General features: G+C 56.5%; 16 protein-coding genes and 1 pseudogene. 2 read left to right on the top strand and 15 right to left on the bottom strand.

The window, feature by feature from the left end; translation table 11 throughout:
* Positions 1-189: 189 nt before the first annotated feature.
* From PSV26_RS07060 to PSV26_RS07025, 8 genes are all read right to left on the bottom strand, one after another.
* The gene (locus tag PSV26_RS07060; RefSeq protein ID WP_238385724.1) at positions 190-735 is read right to left on the bottom strand and encodes a zinc ribbon domain-containing protein; all 546 of its coding nucleotides are present in this window, start codon (positions 733-735) and stop codon (positions 190-192) included.
* Positions 736-788: 53 nt separating this feature from the next.
* Positions 789-1,124 (bottom strand): P-II family nitrogen regulator, encoded by a 336-nt coding sequence (locus tag PSV26_RS07055; RefSeq protein WP_293595764.1) that lies wholly within the window; start codon positions 1,122-1,124, stop codon positions 789-791.
* Positions 1,121-4,246 carry a CusA/CzcA family heavy metal efflux RND transporter gene (locus PSV26_RS07050; RefSeq protein WP_300569197.1) on the bottom strand — a complete coding sequence of 1,042 codons (3,126 nt, stop codon included), beginning with the start codon at positions 4,244-4,246 and terminating at the stop codon, positions 1,121-1,123. Before PSV26_RS07050 ends, PSV26_RS07055 begins: the two co-directional genes overlap by 4 nt.
* A 17-nt stretch (positions 4,247-4,263) precedes the next feature.
* The gene (locus PSV26_RS07045; protein WP_300569195.1) at positions 4,264-5,448 is read right to left on the bottom strand and encodes an efflux RND transporter periplasmic adaptor subunit; all 1,185 of its coding nucleotides are present in this window, start codon (positions 5,446-5,448) and stop codon (positions 4,264-4,266) included.
* 8 nt (positions 5,449-5,456) lie between these two features.
* A complete protein-coding gene (locus PSV26_RS07040) occupies positions 5,457-6,743 on the bottom strand; it encodes a TolC family protein (protein ID WP_300569192.1) in 1,287 nt (428 codons plus the stop codon).
* A gap of 96 nt (positions 6,744-6,839) precedes the next feature.
* Entirely contained in the window at positions 6,840-7,190 is a 351-nt protein-coding gene (locus PSV26_RS07035; protein WP_300569189.1) for a hypothetical protein, read from the bottom strand.
* Between the two features lie 25 nt (positions 7,191-7,215).
* Complete coding sequence (locus PSV26_RS07030) at positions 7,216-7,827, bottom strand: SIS domain-containing protein (RefSeq protein ID WP_300569186.1); 612 nt, start codon at positions 7,825-7,827, stop codon at positions 7,216-7,218.
* A 32-nt stretch (positions 7,828-7,859) separates the two neighbouring features.
* Positions 7,860-10,118, bottom strand: coding sequence for a cation-translocating P-type ATPase (locus PSV26_RS07025; RefSeq protein ID WP_300569183.1), 2,259 nt, complete (start codon positions 10,116-10,118; stop codon positions 7,860-7,862).
* Positions 10,119-10,216: 98 nt separating this feature from the next.
* Here PSV26_RS07025 and cadR point away from each other — a divergent pair, with 98 nt between their 5' ends.
* The gene (gene cadR / locus PSV26_RS07020) at positions 10,217-10,702 is read left to right on the top strand and encodes a Cd(II)/Pb(II)-responsive transcriptional regulator (RefSeq protein WP_300569180.1); all 486 of its coding nucleotides are present in this window, start codon (positions 10,217-10,219) and stop codon (positions 10,700-10,702) included.
* 214 nt (positions 10,703-10,916) lie between these two features.
* Here the strand turns inward: cadR and PSV26_RS22645 are convergent.
* From PSV26_RS22645 to PSV26_RS07005, 3 genes and pseudogenes are all read right to left on the bottom strand, one after another.
* Positions 10,917-11,233: pseudogene (locus PSV26_RS22645) on the bottom strand (Tn3 family transposase); the annotation flags it as partial.
* 20 nt (positions 11,234-11,253) lie between these two features.
* Entirely contained in the window at positions 11,254-12,627 is a 1,374-nt protein-coding gene (locus PSV26_RS07010) for a heavy metal sensor histidine kinase (RefSeq protein ID WP_300569174.1), read from the bottom strand.
* 38 nt (positions 12,628-12,665) lie between these two features.
* Positions 12,666-13,346 (bottom strand): heavy metal response regulator transcription factor, encoded by a 681-nt coding sequence (locus PSV26_RS07005; protein WP_300569172.1) that lies wholly within the window; start codon positions 13,344-13,346, stop codon positions 12,666-12,668.
* Between the two features lie 153 nt (positions 13,347-13,499).
* Here PSV26_RS07005 and PSV26_RS07000 point away from each other — a divergent pair, with 153 nt between their 5' ends.
* On the top strand, positions 13,500-13,859 hold the full coding sequence (locus tag PSV26_RS07000; protein ID WP_300569170.1) for a DUF4148 domain-containing protein: 360 nt from the start codon (positions 13,500-13,502) through the stop codon (positions 13,857-13,859).
* A gap of 484 nt (positions 13,860-14,343) precedes the next feature.
* On the opposite strand, the gene PSV26_RS06995 is transcribed toward PSV26_RS07000, so the two are convergent.
* The 4 genes from PSV26_RS06995 to PSV26_RS06980 all read right to left on the bottom strand — a co-directional run bounded on the left by PSV26_RS06995 (position 14,344) and on the right by PSV26_RS06980 (position 17,595).
* Complete coding sequence (locus PSV26_RS06995; RefSeq protein ID WP_300569541.1) at positions 14,344-15,333, bottom strand: arsenic resistance protein; 990 nt, start codon at positions 15,331-15,333, stop codon at positions 14,344-14,346.
* Between the two features lie 29 nt (positions 15,334-15,362).
* Entirely contained in the window at positions 15,363-15,827 is a 465-nt protein-coding gene (locus tag PSV26_RS06990; protein ID WP_300569168.1) for a helix-turn-helix domain-containing protein, read from the bottom strand.
* A gap of 73 nt (positions 15,828-15,900) precedes the next feature.
* A complete protein-coding gene (locus PSV26_RS06985) occupies positions 15,901-16,083 on the bottom strand; it encodes a hypothetical protein (RefSeq protein WP_300569165.1) in 183 nt (60 codons plus the stop codon).
* A 465-nt stretch (positions 16,084-16,548) separates the two neighbouring features.
* Positions 16,549-17,595, bottom strand: coding sequence for a DMT family transporter (locus tag PSV26_RS06980; RefSeq protein ID WP_300569162.1), 1,047 nt, complete (start codon positions 17,593-17,595; stop codon positions 16,549-16,551).
* Positions 17,596-17,671: the final 76 nt, after the last annotated feature.

Genomic DNA, 17,671 nt, shown 5'->3' with positions numbered 1-17,671 from the left:
TTCCACCGGCCGAAAGTAGTAGTGCACCGAGTGACTCACGAGATGCATTGACGGGGCTATGAAAGTTTGAGGGCATTTACGACTCCAAAACTCTCTCCGATGTGACCCTGTAACCCTGGTAACGGTGAGGTACAGCCTCTGCAATAAGGAAGGTTGAGTCAGGCCATACGCGTTCCGCAACGTGGTTTTTTAGACCTGCGACTTCCCGCAGTTCGCACAAAACTTCGCACCTGCCACCAATGGGGATTTACAGGCGTCACAGCTTGCCGGTGTCATTGATTTTCCGCACTGGGCGCAAAAGCGTGCGTTCGGCAAATTGGTGGCTGAACAAGCGGGACACGAAATTCCCGTGTTAGCCGGCGGCGTCGGCTGCGCAGGATAACCATAGGGCTCACCCTGGTAGCCATGTTTGTTCCCGCCATGACCGCCACGGTTGCCATGGTGTCCGCCACCCATGCTCGAAAGAAGCTTGTCAAAAAAACTCATGCTTTTCTCCATAAAAGTTAAAAAAGCTCGCCCGAAATCATTGTCGAACTCATCGGCACCAGGCTTATAGGGGAGGCCTCCGCTACAACCTTGCTTCCGCCGAGTTGTTTCCGTCCGTGCGGACAGTGAAGCGAGATCGCCATCAGCAGCAGCGCGCCCGACAGAACTACCGTCAAGAGCATTCCCAAAGCGCTGGCCATAACGATTGACACCGTTGCCCAAGTGACGCTGCCGCCAGTCGACATCCATACAGGTCCATTTCTATGTTGAACACCGGCTTAACGTAGAGGACGGATTGGTCATCACAGAACAGGGACGGCAGTGACCACATCCATGACATAGACCCAACCCGAGTTGGCTTGCCCCGTGCGTGCTAATGCAACGATGATCTTTACCAGTTCATCGACATGCTCTTCAGAACAATGGAGCTCCAGCTTGTATTCATTGATGACTTCATCGCCAAGCTCGACCGAGAAACGCCGCTCGCTCTCATCCAATGGGACCAGGGAACCCTTGACCATATAGGCCGTCAGATTGTGCTCATTGTTGCCGACTGCCGTCCATGCAGCTGAGCTCTTGAGGGCGCTGATAACTTCCGCAACCCGGTTGCGATGTATGTAAGCCTTAATTTCCTTCATGACGATGCTCCTTCGTTGGTGAGAAGTTTTTGCGCTTTGCGCTCAGCCCGAAGCTCAGACCATTCATAAAACAACGGCAATAACAGCAAGGTCAAGGCGGTTGAAGTGAACAAGCCGCCCACCACCACAGTGGCCAGCGGACGCTGAGTTTCAGCACCAACTCCGGTGGACAAAAGCATGGGGACGAGTCCCAGGATAGCCACGGATGCAGTCATCAAGACAGGTCTTAAACGCAACTCAGCGCCCCGGCGAACCGCATCCCTGATCGACAAACCTTGGCCCCGCTGATCGTTCAGGAATGTGACCATCACAATGCCATTCAGCATGGCGACTCCGAACACAGCAATAAACCCGATAGCCGAGGGCACTGAGAGATATTGACCCGTGATAAACAGACCCACAATCCCGCCAATGATGGCAAAGGGCACGTTAGCGATGATCAGCGTTGCGTGACGTACGGAATTAAATGCCGTGTACAGCAGCATGAAGATCAGGCCAATGGTCAGGGGCACAATCACCGCCAGTCGGGCCATGGCACGCTGCTGGTTTTCAAACGCACCTCCCCACTGGAAGTAGTAGCCCGTCGGCAATTTGACCTGCTCAGCGATCTTGGCACTGGCTTCCTTCACAAAGCTGTCCACGTCACGGCCTTTCACGTCCATCTGCAGCACAGAGTAACGCTGCAAGGCTTCGCGGCGCACAAACGAATAGCCTTCATCCAACTCAATGGTGGCGACCTGGGAGAACGGCACAAGCGCGCCTTCTCCGGTGCGTATGGGGATGGCGCCGATGCTTGCCGGGCTGGCTCTGAAGGCGTCGGGCAAACGCACCGTAATGTCGAACCGTTTGGTGCCGTCGATCAGGGTAGAAACAGCTTCCCCACCTATTCCGGCCTTGACGACTTCAAGGACATCGTTCACATTGATGCCGTAACGAGCTGCGGCCTCACGATTGACCTTGATTACCAGTTGCGGCTTGCCCTTGTTCGCCTCGGCAGACAGGTCTGCCACGCCGGGGACTTTGCCCAACACGCCCTGTAGCTCCCCCGTTAACCGGTCAAGAGTACCGAGGTCTTCACCGTAAAGTTTAAGCGCGAGAGTGGCCCGTACACCGGAAATCAACTCTTCCACACGGGACTGAATAGGCTGGCTGGCTCCAATAACAGCAGTGGGAACGACCTTTTCCATGGCCTCCTGCATTTCTGATGCAAGCGCGGGATACGGCACCTTTTCTGGCCAATCCGACTGAGGTTTGGTCGCTATCAGTATTTCCATGTAGTTGACGTCGGTGGTTTCACCACCCTCAGCCCGGCCTATGGTTGCCAGGACAGATTCGACCTGCTTGGGGAATTGCTTCTTGAGCTCTGTACTGATGACGTTGGACACGCGAATGGACTCGTCCAGGGACGTGGAAGGAATACCGGTTACCCGGAACAGTATGGTTCCCTCTTGAAGTTGCGGCATGAACTCCTTCCCAAGGAAAGGAAACAAAGCCAGCGACACTAGAAGCAGCCCTAGCGCCGTACTAACAACCAGCTTTTTGCGCTCCAGCGCCCAATCAAGTAGCGGCAGATAGGCCTGCTTGGCCCAGCGCACGATAAAGGTGTCCTTTTCTTCTTTGGGCTTCAGAATGAGTGCAGCCAATACCGGTACCAGCGTCATAGACAGCAGGAGTGAGCCTGCCATCGCAAACGAAATCGTGAATGCCATTGGCTTGAAAAGCTTGCCTTCCAACCCTGTGAGGGAGAACAACGGCATAAATACCACGATGATGATCAGGATAGCGAAGGCGATAGGGTTCATCACCTCGCGCGCGGCTTCAAGGATCAGGTGAGTTTTCTTGATCGGTTTACCGGATTCCTTGGCATGAGCTAGCAGCCGAAAGGCGTTTTCGATCATCACGATGGCACCGTCAACCATCATCCCGGTGCCAATGGCCAATCCGGCAAGTGACATCAAGTTGGCCGTTACCCCAAATTGCTGCATGAGAATGAACGCAATCAACATGGCCATCGGCAAAGTCACGATCACGACAATGGCGGAGCGGAAATCCCCCAAGAATAGAAACAGGATGATCGCGACCAGAACCGCGCCCTCTATCAAGGAGTTTTGAGCGGTGCGAAGCGCTTTGTCCACCAGATCGGTACGGTCGTACACCGGTATCAGCGACACGCCTTTCGGCAAGGCGGCTTGTGCGAGGGCCAGCTTGGATTTCACAGCCTCAACAACATTCTTCGCATTTTCATTCACCCGGGACAACGCCATTCCAAGAACGGCCTCCTGACCATCCCGCGTGACCGCGCCAAACCTGGGCGCTGCGGCTTCCTTCACGTCCGCGACATCACGGACAAAGATCGGCGCACCATTGCGCTCGGCCACCACAATGCTTGCAATGTCGGTGGTACCTGTCACCAGGCCCAGTCCGCGAACCAGGTATTGCTCGGAGCCAAGATTGATGGATTGCCCGCCCACTTGCTTGTTGTTTGCAGCCAGGCGTTCCATCACTTGCTTAAACGTCAAGCCATACTTGATCAATTTGTTGGGGTCTATCTGCACCTGGTACTGCTTCTGGTCGCCACCCCATGAAATCACATCATCCACGCCCGGCGCCGTCCGCAGAATGAGCCGGACGGTCCAGTCATGCAGCGTACGCAGATCCATGGCGCTGAGCTTTTTGTCTGCGGATTCGATGGTGTACCAGAACACCTGACCTAACCCGGAACTGTTGGGCCCTAGAACAGGCTCCCCATACCCTTCGGGCAATCGGCCTTTGACATCCTGGAGCTTTTCACCGACGAGGCGACGTGCGAAGTAAATGTCTACGTTGTCCTTGAAATAGATGCCCACATAGGAAAGACCAAACAGGGAAACCGAGCGAACTTCTTCCACATCGGGCAAGCCTGCCATCGCCCCTTCGATGGGAGTCGTGAGTAGTCTTTCAACGTCCTCGGCGGCCAAACCAGGGGACTCCGTATAAATATTGACCTGGACAGGCGTAACGTCCGGGAAGGCATCCACAGGTACATTGCGATAAGCTTGGACGCCCAAGCCGACCAGAACCGCGAAGGCGACGAGAACAAGTACTTTGTAACGCAGTGAGGCGTCAACGATTGCATTAAGCATGGTGTTCTATCCTTGGCTCAATGGGCATCGCCGATTTGCGACTTCAGCATTCGTGCCTTCAATGCATATGCACCTGCTGCAACGACCTGTTCTTTCGGTTTTAGTCCCGACTTGATGACCGTGCGTCCGGATATTTTTTCTCCGGTCTCAACAGCGCGTGGCTGGAAGCCACCTCCTTCACTCACAAAGACCGTCGGCTGGCCCTGGAGCAGCAAGATGGCGCCGTCAGGCACTGAAATCGCTTCCAGTTGCCCACCAGTCGCGATGTTTGCGGTGGCGAACATTTCCGGTTTGAGACGCCCGTCTTTGTTAGGCACTTCGATACGCGCAGCGATCGTGCGGCTGTCCTTGTCCAGGACATTGGCTATGTATGCCACCCGGCCGCTAAAGCGTTCGCCGGGATAAGCACCTACGGTCACAGTCGCTGCTGCACCGGTTTTCACTTTCGAGAGAAGTTCATCCGTAAGGTTGGCCTCAATCCATACCTTTGACAGGTCCGCAATGGTGAAAACTGCTTCGGCTGGCGAACCAAGCTCACCTATCGTGGCTTTTTTCTGAATAACCGTGCCTGCAAATGGTGCCGTCAGTGCAAACGTGGACTGCGCCCTCCCGCTGGCACTTGCAGAGCCTCCTAGCAGCCGCAAACGGTCACTTGCCGCGCGCGATTCCGCACTGGCGCGCTCAAGCTCGCCGCGCGATCTGAGCAACTCCTTTTGCGGGATAATTTCTTCGGCACTGAGCGACTCTGCACGCTTGAAGTCCGCCTGAGCAACACGCTCCGACGATTGCGCACGCAAAAGAGCAGATTGCGCCTCGCCAATCGCCAGACTGTCCATGATGGCCAATGATTGGCCGGCGCGGACGTTGTCCCCCAGATTTGCCGACACGCTCACAATCCGGCCTTCAACGCGCGGCGCAATTTTGGCAATTCGATCTTGATTGGGTCGAATGGTTGCGGTCACGCTTACGGAGTCCTCGAAAGTGCGAGAGGAGACTTCTTCAAATTTGATCCCTGCGAGAGCCTGTTCTTCTGCGGTGAGCTTCAGGCCTTTTTCTTCCTTGCCGGCTGCCTCCTGTTTAACAGGCTCTTCTCCTTTGGCCACTTTGTCACCACAGCCGCCCAACGCTAGGAATACAGCAAGAACGGAGGAGATGCCGAGGAGACGGCGTGACGCAGAAGTTTTGAATATGGTGGTGTTCATGATGACTCTCATTCTTTGGACCAGCCCGCTTCCAACTCAAGTGTGGCGCGGGTACTGTGGTATTCGGTAAGTGCTTCGATCAGGTCACGGCGAGCATCGAGTGCCTGACGGTTGACCACGATCAGTTCAAGTAAGCCGATCTGCCCCGCTTGGCGAGACTTAACCGAAAGGCTCAGGTTGTCGGTCAGCGCTGGCAGGACGACGTCCTGAAGTCGGCGAACGCGTTGCTCCTGACTTGCAAGCCTCGTCCAAAGCGACACGACATTGGCTTTGGTGTCGCGCTGCGCGGCTTCCCTGTCAATTTGCGCCTGGGTTGCAGCGGTGGACGCTTGACCAATACCGGTCGCATTGCGCTTGAAAATGGGGAGTGGGATCGAAACAGAAATGGTGGTGAGCCTTTCGCGCGCAACGCTTGATCCTTCACGCCCTACATTGAGTCCCACCGTCACGTCTGGACTGACGCTTGCGCGTTCCAGGCGATATCTTGCGTTTGCGCTCTTTTCACGGGCAGAAAGAGCCAGAAGACGCGGCTGGGAATCGAGACTGCCAAGCAGGTCATTCAAAGCAAACCCCATAGGTGCAGGTGTCAGTTCACCCTGAGCCAGAGGAAGGGCTGGGCCCACAAGCTGCAGGCGCGCCGCCAGATCGTTACGCTCTTCGTTAAGCTGTTCCCGCGCCAGTGCTAGTTGGTTCCGTGCGCGCTCGGCCTCCACCAGCGCGACGTTGGCATCAAGCTTGGTATCCTCGCCCGCTACTCGCCGCTTTTGTACGGCTGCAGCAGCATCATCGAACAATTTAAGCGCCTGGCTCTCCAGTTCAACACGTTGCTGCAGAGCTAGCACCCGGTAAAACCGTGTTGCTATCTCACTTCGAATTTGCCGCTGTGCGTCAACAATCTCGTAACGCAACGCTTCCAGGGCAGACGAGGCTGTTTCTCGCCTGAAGCCTCCCTGCCCGCCGGTTTCAAAGGTCTGGGAGATTCCTCCCGTCCACTCGTTGCGACGTTCAGTCATCATGCCCGCCTGGGGCACCAGCCGCCGCGTCTTGTCAAAAGCCAGTTGGGGGTTGTTGAAAAGCAGCGACCTCGCGTCGCTACTTAACCCTTCTGCTGCGGCGAGCTCCGCCTGTTTGGAGCGCAACGCAGGATTGGCCTGAGCGGCCCGTACCAGGGCTTCCTGCAGTGTGAGCGGAGCAAGTTCCCGCGTACTGGCCGCTACAGGACTGGTTGACTGCGCAAAGGCAGGTACGGATATAAGAAACAGTGTGCAGGCCAGCGCCAGCGTTTTCGGTCGCATCGAATTCTCCTAGTTGCGAAAAACCAAGGGGGGAGAATCCGGCGGGAAGCCAGCTACCGAAGGGCAGCTAAAAAGAAAAGGAGCGTTCTCGCCGGATTAAGCGGCGAGAGTCCAATTGGGTCGTTCGATCGTGTCCGGAAGCCAATACTGGGTGGGCAAGGGATCCGGTGGTTCGAAAATTGCGGGAAAGACCGCGGAAAAATCCAAGACATTGCTCGGCAGCGGCTGAGCGCAACTTAGGTGGCAATAGTTGCAATCTGGATCATCTGTTCCGCCCAAATCACCGGTCAAAGCACTTTCGGGCACTGAAACCGTATGCACATGCGCGTGATGACCAAAATGGCTTACCTGGTCGACCTTCTCGTGCACGCAATACCTCGCTGCAGCGCCCCAGGCGAACTGGAGCGGCAGAAATACAATAAAGAAAATGATCAGATAACGGCGCACGGCGAAAGTGTACAACGTATGTGTTTCAGGAGCTCACGGGCGTGGCCGTCACGACATAGTTTTCCGGGAAAAACCGCCGCTCGATCAACTCCAGCAAGATATGAATAACCTTGATGTGCAGTTCCTGAACGCGGTCGGCAAAGTCTCCAGCGGGCGTAGCGATGCAAATATCTGCCAGAACGCCCAGTTGAGACATCTCCTGACCGGTCAATGCAATCACGCTCATACCGAGCTCTTTGGCTGCGACGGCAGCATTAACGACGTTGGTACTTTTGCCACTTGTGCTGATGGCCAGCAAACAGTCTCCAGCCCGGCCATGTGCATCCAGGTATCTTGAGAACACCTGTTCATACCCGAAGTCATTGGCGACACAGGTCAAATGACCGACGTCGCTAATGGCCTGGGCTGGCAGTCCTTTACGGTTGTGACGAAAGCGTCCAGTCAGCTCCTCTGCAAAGTGCATGGCATCACTCATGGAACCGCCATTCCCACAAGCATAAACCCTTCCCCCGCCCTCGAATGTCTTCACCAGTAACGCCGCAGCGTTTTCGGTCGAAGCCAGTGCAGATTCGTCGCTGATAAGAGCGGTAAGCGCACTCTGCGCATCCTTGAGGGCGCTCAGAATAGTTTCACGCATGGCTGTAGGGTTGGGTGGTTCATTGGGCAGCTCTAAACTTTGGCGCTGGGAGTGGTGTTTTTCGCTCGGGGAAGCAAGCGAAGGCCATTGCCCACAACCAGCAGGCTGGCACCCATATCTGCAAAAACAGCCATCCACATGGTTGCGGTTCCAAACACGGCCAAGACCAGAAAGACAGACTTGATACCCAACGCCAAGGTAATGTTCTGCCAAAGAATCGCATGTGTCCGCTTGGACAACTGCACGGTTTCGGCAACGCGTTCGAGGTTGTCGTTCATGATCACAATATCGGCAGCTTCCATGGCTGTGTCTGTGCCCGCCCCACCCATGGCAAAGCCCACATCTGCTTGAGCCAGCGCCGGCGCGTCATTGATGCCGTCCCCCGTCATGCCTGTCGGGCCATAGCGCTTTTGCATATCCTTGATGGCATCGAGTTTGGCCTCTGGCAACAAGTCTCCGCGTGCGTCGTCAATGCCTGCCTCGCTGGCGATGGCTTTGGCTGTGGCACTGTTATCGCCCGTCAGCATGACGGTCGTGACACCCAAGACCTTCAGATCTGCAATGGCCTTGCGCGATGTTTCCTTGATCGTGTCGGCAACCGCGAACAGTGCAAGAACCACCTTGCTGTTGGCCAGCAAGGTCACGGTTCGGCCCTGATTTTCGTGGATAGCCAGCTCGGCCTTGAGCTCCGGAGAAGACAGATTGTTTTCTTCCATCAGGCGATGATTGCCCATCAGTAAGGTCTGGCCATCCACGACGCCCTGAACGCCGCGGCCGGGAATTGCCTTGAACTCCTGAACTTCTGCAACTTTCTGCTCGAGGCTGGCTGCAATAGCCTTTGAAACCGGGTGATCCGATCTGGCAGCCAGGCTTGCGGCGGCATGCCTGGATGACGCCTCATCGGCCTGGCCCCATACACGCCAATCTACAAGCTTTGGCCTACCTTCAGTGATGGTTCCGGTCTTATCCAATGCAATAGCTTTCAGCAGCCGCGCCTCTTCCAGGTAGGTACCGCCCTTGATAAGGATGCCTCTGCGCGCGGCTGCGGATAAACCGCTCACGACAGTCACGGGCGTGGAAATCACCAATGCACAGGGGCACGCAATCACGAGTAACACCAACGCCTTGTATAGGGCTTCTTGCCAAGTGAGGCTCAATAGAAACGGCGTGAGTACAGCCACAGCTACTGCAATTGCGAAAACGACTGGCGTGTAAATGGCAGCAAATTTGTCAACAAAACGCTGTGTCGGTGCACGGGTGCCCTGCGCCTCCTCAACGGCGTGGATGATCCGAGCCAACGTTGTGTTGTTTGCCGCTGCGGTGACTCGAATTTCCAGCTCACCCGTTTCATTGATGGTGCCGGCAAAGACTGGATCGCCAGGCGCTTTGTCGACTGGGATACTTTCGCCTGTAATGGGGGCCTGATTGATGGCACCGTTGCCCTTTGTTACTACACCATCAAGTGGCACCCGTTCCCCGGGTTTTATGCGGACCACCGCTTCAAGCGGAACCTGGGCGACGGGCGTGGTGGTCCAGGCGCCATCCGCCGTCAGCATAAGCGCCACTTCTGGGGCCATGTCCAGCAGACCCTTGATCGAATTCCGGGCTCGGTCGACCGCTTTGGCCTCGATCAGTTCGGCGATGGCATACAAAGCCATGACCATGGCTGCCTCTGGCCACTGGCCGATCAGGAAAGCGCCGGTTACGGCCACGGCCATCAGTGCATTGATGTTCAACTTACCCCTGAACAAGGCCGCCATGCCTTTTTTATAGGTATCAATGCCCGCCAACCAGATGGCCACGGCGGCCACGGCCATCCCCGCTACCTTCCAGGTAAACGTCTCTGGAGCGAAATAGGAAATAGCTTCGGCACTTATAGCCAATGCGAGGGCTGCAACCAGACGAGATATGCCGCCACTGAAGCCGCCGTCATGGGTATGACCGTCAGCGGGAGCGCCTTTGCCATCAGCTAATTCTGCCTCGGTCGCTTGTACCGGCTTTGGGTCAAAGCCGGCCTTACGGATGGCTTCAAGGGCTAACGGCAGAGCCTCATCAGAAGCGTCAATCTTGAGTGTGCGAGCGCCCAATTGAAAGCCCAGCGAGCGAATTCCCGGCAAAGGCTCCAATGCTCTGCGGATCTCGGATTCTTCCGCGCTGCAGTCCATGGTGGAAATGCGAAACAGCTTGCCTCCAGCGGGTAGCGTTGCGCCAGTTGCAATGGCAGAAGGAGCGCTGCATGCGGCGGAGCCGCAAGAATCTTCAGCTGATTGAGGCATGGTTTCTGGTTTCATGGCTTAATTAGAAACCTTATAGCGGCATTAAAGTCAAGGGCTAGGTTGGATCTGCGGCTACGCGCGGTTCTAACTAGGTCGTCAGCAAAAGGATGTCAATGAAAATCGGAGAATTGGCCAAAGCTGCCTCCACGCAGACGGAGACCATTCGATATTACGAACGCGAAGGACTTTTGCCGGAAGCATCGCGCAGTGAAGCGAACTATCGGGTTTACGACAGCACGCACATCAATCGATTGGCCTTTATTCGTCACTGCCGGTCACTCGACATGTCACTGGGTGAAATTCGTGCTTTGCTGCATTTTAAGGACGCGCCAACTGAAAACTGCACCGAAGTTAATGGGCTGCTAGACGAACACATCGGGCATGTAGCGACACGCATTCGCGAGCTTAAGGCTCTGGAGAAGGAGCTCAAGGCGTTGCGCGAGGAATGCACAAGTGGGCAGGATGCCGCGAGTTGCGGCATCCTCAGTGGGCTAGAGATAGCGGCCCAAGCTGAAAAAAAGCGGCCCGGCGGCGCTGGGGGCCATGCTGGGCATATTCACGGCACGCATCAGCGGGTGGGTAATAAAGCAAAAATTTGATATATAGACGACATCTGCCACGCTGACCAAATGCGCCTGACGGCGACGCCGTCATCATTGTGCGGGGTCAAAAGTAAAGTCCCCAGATTCTTGCGGATGAACAACCTGTTTGAACCACATACTTGCGAGGGATATGAGCCATCTTGCCCAGTATATTGAGGCCGCCGAGCGCGACAACACGCGCCGGAGCTACGCTTTGGCCATATGCCATTTTGAGCGTGCGCAACAACCGTCCCAGCTGGTCTGCAGCCCGGTGAACAGGGTCGCAATGAGCTGCGCTGCCGAAGCGCTGCAGGGCAATTGGCACTGACACGACCGCTACGAATAGACGCTGCCAGCGTAGCAACTCATCCCAGCCTTTACGGATTGCGCCTAAAACACGTCGCGAACAAGCACCTGATCCAGCCCTTCCGGTGCCTCCAGGATGCGCGGCAGGAATAGTTTACGCTCGGCCAGATCACGTAAGCGCGGACACAGGTCAAACCCCAACATCTTGGAAATCGACATGGCCGGATTGGTATAGCCATGGGTACCACTGCAGCTCGAAAGGACTAAGGTGGATGGCTCAAAAACATCAGAGTGAATGTCGTATCACCGCCTGCTGAACTGCGCGCTTTCACCTGTCCCCCGTGGGCCAACATGATGGAACGCACAATGGCCAGTCCCAGCCCTGAACCGCCGTCCATGCGAGCGCGACCAGTATCAATACGGTAGAAGCGGTCAAAGATCCGCTCAATGTGTTGAGGTGCAATGGGCTCGCCGGAGTTAGTCACCGCCAGCGTGGCACCGTCCCCTTGTTCAATTGCCACACTTATCGTCGAGTCGGTCGCAGCATGACGTATCGCATTGGTCAAGATGTTTGTGATGGCGCGTTCCACAAGCAGAGGATCAGCCATGACAGCCGCAGTACCGGTAACATCTATGGTCAAACCGCGTTCCTCAGCGACCACAGACATGTAGTCGGCCACCCGCTGTGCCACTTGGGAAAGTTCTACAGATTCCCGATTTAGAGGGTCCTCATCGTGGTCGGCGCGGGCAATGAAAAGCATGTCGGAAATCAGACGGGACAGGCGCTCGAGTTCTTCTACATTGCCTTCCAGGACTTCCCGGAACTCAGGTGAGCTGCGCGTGCGGGAAAGCGCCACCTGCGTTCTTCCCATCAAGGTGGCCACGGGGGTACGCATTTCATGCGCGAGTTCGCCGGAAAAATCCTGGAGCCTTCGATAACCGTCGTCGATGCGTTTCAACATGCTGTTGAATTCTTCCGCCAGCTCGAAAAGCTCTGGAGGCAGGGCGGAAGAAGATATTCGTTGCCCAAGCGACTGCGTGCCTATCAAGGCAGCCATGCGCTGGAATCGCCTAAGCGGTGCCAAGCTCGTCCGTGCAATCAGCCAGGCTCCGAACGCCACGATGAGCAGCATCAGAGGCCAGCCCACCAAGCTCGTCTTGACGAAACTTGCCAGCAAGCGGTTGTCTTGCCGACGATCCTGCGACAGGTAGTAGCGGACCATGCGGCCGTCGGTAAAAGGCGTGCTTGCGCCGACTGTGCTCATTTGCTCGCCAGTGGAAGCTGTCCAATTGCGGATCGAATTAGGATTGGCCGACAGAGGGGCCAATTCCGACATTGATTGCTCCGCGATTCGAGAAAAGCTCAGAATATTTTGACCCGTGCTCGAATCCGCAAGTGCGAGGTGCAAATCATCATGTCCGATCAACAAATCGCCGAAGCGATGCGTGTTCAGGCTGAGGGACTCCTGTGACGGGATCTTTGACAGGACATGCTCTAGCAGGTCACGCTTGCCCAGCAATTCACCACTTGAACGGACATCAAGCTGATGTGCAAGCGCATAAAAGCCGAACACGATAACACCGCCCGTCACAAGAAATCCAAACAGACAGCTGGCCAGAGCAATGCGCATTGCCATAGATTTTCTGGACCAGAAACCGGGATTTTGAACTTGCGTCACACTGCTGCCCTGCGTTCCAGAACGTACCCAACGCCTCGGACGGTGTGAATCAATTTCTCATCAAAGGGATCGTCTATCTTGGCGCGGAGCCGGCGTATCGCGACCTCCACGACGTTGGTGTCTGAATCGAAGTGAATATCCCACACCAACGAGGAAATCTGGGTTCTGGAAAGAACTTCGCCTGTTTTCTGAACGAGAAGCGTCAGCAAGGCGAATTCTTTGGCGGACAAATCAATGCGCTGTCCCGCCCGTGTTGCGCGGTGGCGGACGGGATCAATTTCCAGGTCGGCGGCTCTCAGCACAGACTCCGCTGGCGCTGGCTGCCCACGCTTAAGCAAGGCCTTTACACGAGCCAAAAGCTCAGGAAATTGAAACGGCTTGACCAAGTAGTCATCCGCACCGAGATCGAAGCCGCGTAGCTTGTCATCGGTGTTACCGCGAGCGGTGAGCATCAGAACTGGAACTTGTTTAGAGGTCCGTAGTGCTGACAGAACCGCAAACCCGTCGATGACCGGAAGCATGACATCCAGGACCACCAGGTCATGGTCGCCGTTGGCAGCGGCGTGCAACCCGTCCGTGCCGTTATGGGCCACTTCAACCGCATACCCGCTCTCTGCCAAGCCCTTGCGCAGGTATTCGGCGGCTTTCGGCTCGTCTTCAATGATCAGAATTTTCAATTGAGTCTCGGGTTATATGACAGATTCGTAATCTGAAGGTCAGCGTGATGTTGTGCCTCGATTTTTACATTAGGAACTGTGATGCAAGGGTTGCATCGCAGTTGCTCCAGATGTTGGGGCAGCACTTTGCAAGCGTAATCAAAGGAATTATTCATGATGATCCGAAAAACTGTATTTGCACTTGCCTTGGCTGGTGCCGTTCTTCCCGTTGCTTTTGCCAACTCCGGCCGCACCTGGGCTGGCGCGGACGGTAGTGTCCATATCGCACCACAGCAAAGCCAAAGCGACAAGGGGCGCGTTGAGGTGAAGAAGGGTGCCGCCTCGGCTCCAAAAAATGCAGGAACTGCAACGGCCAGTGCCGACGGCGCGATCAACACCTCGCCGCAGCACAGCTTCGGCATGCAGGGTGGAAGGCTGGTGCACACCGACAACTTGCCGCATAACAACGCCAAACCCAGCGTGACTTCGCCAGACCTCAGGCAAGACCTGTTTTCTGAACGCTTCGGCGCCTAAAAATCGATGCGGGTGGCCCGAGTGTTTAGCTCTCGACTCTTGCATTCCCCAATTTCAAGGGGTTTTCGATGAATCCAAGATCAACTTTGCACTCACTGCCGCCCTCTTCTTAACGAGCGGTACTGGACTTGTCTTGGCGGCGAAGGACATGCCGGCGGGTTCGGCAGGAAAAACGCTGGATTCACCTGCTCCCGCAAGCGCTCAGTTGACTACCGGAGAGGTGCGCAAAGTCGATACCGAGCTAGGCAAGCTGGCGCACTTGCGGGCGCGAGTTGCGCCAGGGCAAGCGCCGGTAAGGCGGATAGCAGGACCAGCGAACTGGCCAACAAACGTTTAAACATGAATTTCTCGCGTTTTCAAAGGGCGGCGACCACGAAGTCACCCTGCGCAAGAGATGTTTCGATGCCGAGTTAACCCAGTTAGCAAGACAGTAAGCGCGCTCACAAACACTGACGCACTTGTCGACGACGCTACGCAGCCGTCGTCAAGCTGTCGGGCCGGCCGTCGCTTTGGCTTGTCTCGCCCCCAACCTCGGCATGACGCGCACATAAACCAGCTCGGCGATCAGCTCGATCAGCGTCTGCGTGACGATGACCGCCGGCAATATGGGAATGGCCCCTGGAACCGATAGCGCCAGCGGCAAAACGACCAAGGAATTCCGTGTACCTGCGCTGAAGGCAACCGAACGGGCAAGGCACGTCTCCAGTCGAAAGGCGCGGGCGACGAACCAACCAACCATTGGCGCAAGCACGGCAAAGGCAAGATACAACGGAGCGACGCTAAGCGCCACTTTGAATGCCGATCCGAGTTGCGGAACGACAGCGGCGATCACGACGAAAAGCGCCAGCGCTGTTGCGGGCACCGGCAAAACCCCCAATATCGCTGCCGTCTTCGCGCCTGCTGCATTGCGAGAGGCCCAAAGCTGGACGAGAGCAGCAAGCAGTAGCGGCACAGCGATCAGCCACACAAAGGCATGCAAAAACGGCCCCATCTGCACCAGGCGGCTCGCACTCTCACCAAGGAACACCGTCAGGTATGCCGGAAGCAGGAGCATCTGAACAATCAAAAGCACGGGAGTCGCCGCCAGCAACGCTCGCGCGTCCGCCCGGCCAAGGTGGGAGAAGGTGACAACGTAGTCGATGCAGGGCGTGAGCAGCACCAGAAGCACTCCCAGACGAACCAGGGGGTCAGTGGGGCCAAATATCAACAGCAGTGCGGCAAGGAGCGGTATGAAAACGAAGTTCGTAACGAGAAGCGCGCCGAGGAAGCGCACGCTACCGAAAGACCTCTTGAGTTCGGCGATCGGCACTTGGAGAAACGTCACGAACAGCATGAAAGCGAGCGCCGGATTGACAGCCACTTCCAGAACCGTGGTCGCTGGTGATGCCATTATCGCGATGATTGCAGCAACGACTACCGTCACGAAGTAGATGGAAATCTGGCGGCTTTCGAGAGAATCGCGGAGTTGCTGCATGTGGATTTTTGGAAGCAAGCGCGAATGGTCTAGCCGCAGCATCGACCCGACGTAGCCAGCTTGGAATCGGCGACCGAGAGGCCTTTCAGAATCGAACACTTCGGCGCCGGCCCGCCAACACATTGGTCGGTGCAAGCCTGAACGAACTTTGAGAGACTGCGCTCCAGATTCTGCAGCTTCGCTAGTTTAAACCTGACGGTATTCAGGTGCGTCTGCGCGATCTCGCGCGTCTCCGCACAGTCGCGGTCATTGCTGGTAGACAGCGACACCATCGTGCGAGTCTCCTCGATAGAAAACCCGAAATCCCGGCAATGCTTCACCAGTGTGAGCACCTCCTGAACATCAGGAGAGTATACCCGGTGGCCGTTAGGGCGGCACATCGCCTCCGGAATCAACCCAACTTCCTCGTAATACCGGATGGCAGAGACATTGAAACCGGTGCGCTGTGCAAGTGCGCCAATGTTCAATTGCCCTGAGTTCTGTAGGTTATTCATCGATAGTCCTTGCATCTCAAGTTACTTGAGGTTCTGAATTCAGTTTAAGGGAATTGTCCCGAGTTCATCCAAGTTAGCAAAAAATGAAGAAACCTGTGTTGACGGTTTTTGGAGTCGCCGGAGCGTGTGCCGCTTGCTGCGCCATCCCACTGCTGGTTCCCCTTGTTGGTGGGGCTTCGGTGGCCGGCTTGATCGCGATGGCGAGCGGTGATTGGTTGGGTTTGAGCAGCAACGCCGCTGTCATCGCCAGTGCCATCGTGGTGGCCGCTCTGGTGGGCTTCGCAATTTGGCTGGTGCGGCGCCGCAGGAGCAACGCGTTCTGCCAGGTCGAGCCCGCGGTGGTGTCAGCTGGTTGTGCGACTGTCTCCGGCGCCGGTGGTTGCGGTTGTCCCGCACCGAATAGGCCAGCACTTTACAGCGGAGTCCAAAAGTGATCGACTCCGGTCCGCCAGTCCCACGATCGCGCAATCTGGTCCTCGCTGTACTTGAGGAATTTGGCTAAGCGCAGCGGCAACACCCAAGGCGGCGACCTCTTATGGCTGTGCAGTGGGTTATGAGGCTTGGAGGCGGGAATTGAGCCTCGCCCGCAAGGAGGTTCACGGGCCATACTTCAGCTTTTTGCACGTGCTTTACGCTACGACCGCATGGAATGGCCGGTGCTTTCGGTGACCCCGGCACCCTGATCCCTTTCGTTGTCGCGTACATCGGTGGCCGGCGTGGCTCAATGCGGGTGACGGTGATGCGCGTCCGGGAAATGCGCGTGGCTATGAGCAATCGGGGCGTGCCGGTGCGGATGGGTATGGTTCGCACCCACTTCAACCGTAGCTTCGTGCGCATGGTCGTGATGTTCGTCACCGTGCTCATGCTCATGGCTGTGTTCCAGTGGCTCGTGGGTGTGCGAGTGCTGGTGGCTTTCCGTCAGATGAAGCCAAACGCCTCCTGCCATCAACACGCCGGCGATGATCAGCGACAGGGTGACTGGTTCTCCAAGCACCACAATCGCCAGGGCTGCCCCTACGAATGGCGCAACGGAAAAATAGGCCCCCGTGCGCGCTGTTCCCAAATGACGCAAGCCAAGGACAAACAACGCCAGGCTGGCTCCGTAACTCGCAAAACCCAGCAGCGCGGCCGCTAGCACGACAGGAATTTCAGGCCATGCGGCCCCCAGCGAAAGTGCCAGCACAAGGTTGGTCGCACCCGCCGCCAACCCCTTGACCATGGCAATGAACGAGGCGTCGGACAAAGAGACCTTGCGCGTCAGGTTGTTGTCCACGCCCCAGGCTAGGCAGGCACCCACCACTGCCAAGGCCGGCCATAGCTCGCCAAACCGCCTTTCACCGGGCCAGGATAGGAGCACACCGCCGGCAACGATGGCCAGCATTCCCAAAGCAATGCGCCGATCAAAGTTCTCCCGGAATACAAACCATGCAATCAAGGCCGTCAGGACACCTTCCGCATTCAGAAGGAGTGAGGCCCCTGATGCCGGCATACCCGACAGGCCCACCATCAACAAGACAGGTCCGACCATTCCGCCCGCAACCACCGCGCCAGCCAGCCACTTCCACTCCCCACCGGGCAAGCGCACAGGCGCAGATCTGCGTATTTTTCGCAACAGGAACAGTCCAATGCCCGAGCCAAGGTACAGCAAAGCGGCCAGCAGCCAGGGACTGGTCTGCGCCAGCAGCAGTTTGGCCAGCGGCGTGCCCGCGCCGAACAAGGCCGCGGCCATCAAGGTGGCGAGAACGCCGGGCTGTGTCAGTGCTCTCAAAAATTGATCCTTCGGTTAGCCTTCCACCTGTAAACCCCAATTGCTGATTCGAGTGCCGCCTCAATATCCTACAGCT

The organism is Polaromonas sp. (genome assembly GCF_029945685.1).
Lineage (GTDB): Bacteria > Pseudomonadota > Gammaproteobacteria > Burkholderiales > Burkholderiaceae_C > Polaromonas.
The sequence above is the reverse complement of the archived record's forward strand: the minus strand, read 5'-3'. Positions and strand labels throughout refer to the sequence as shown.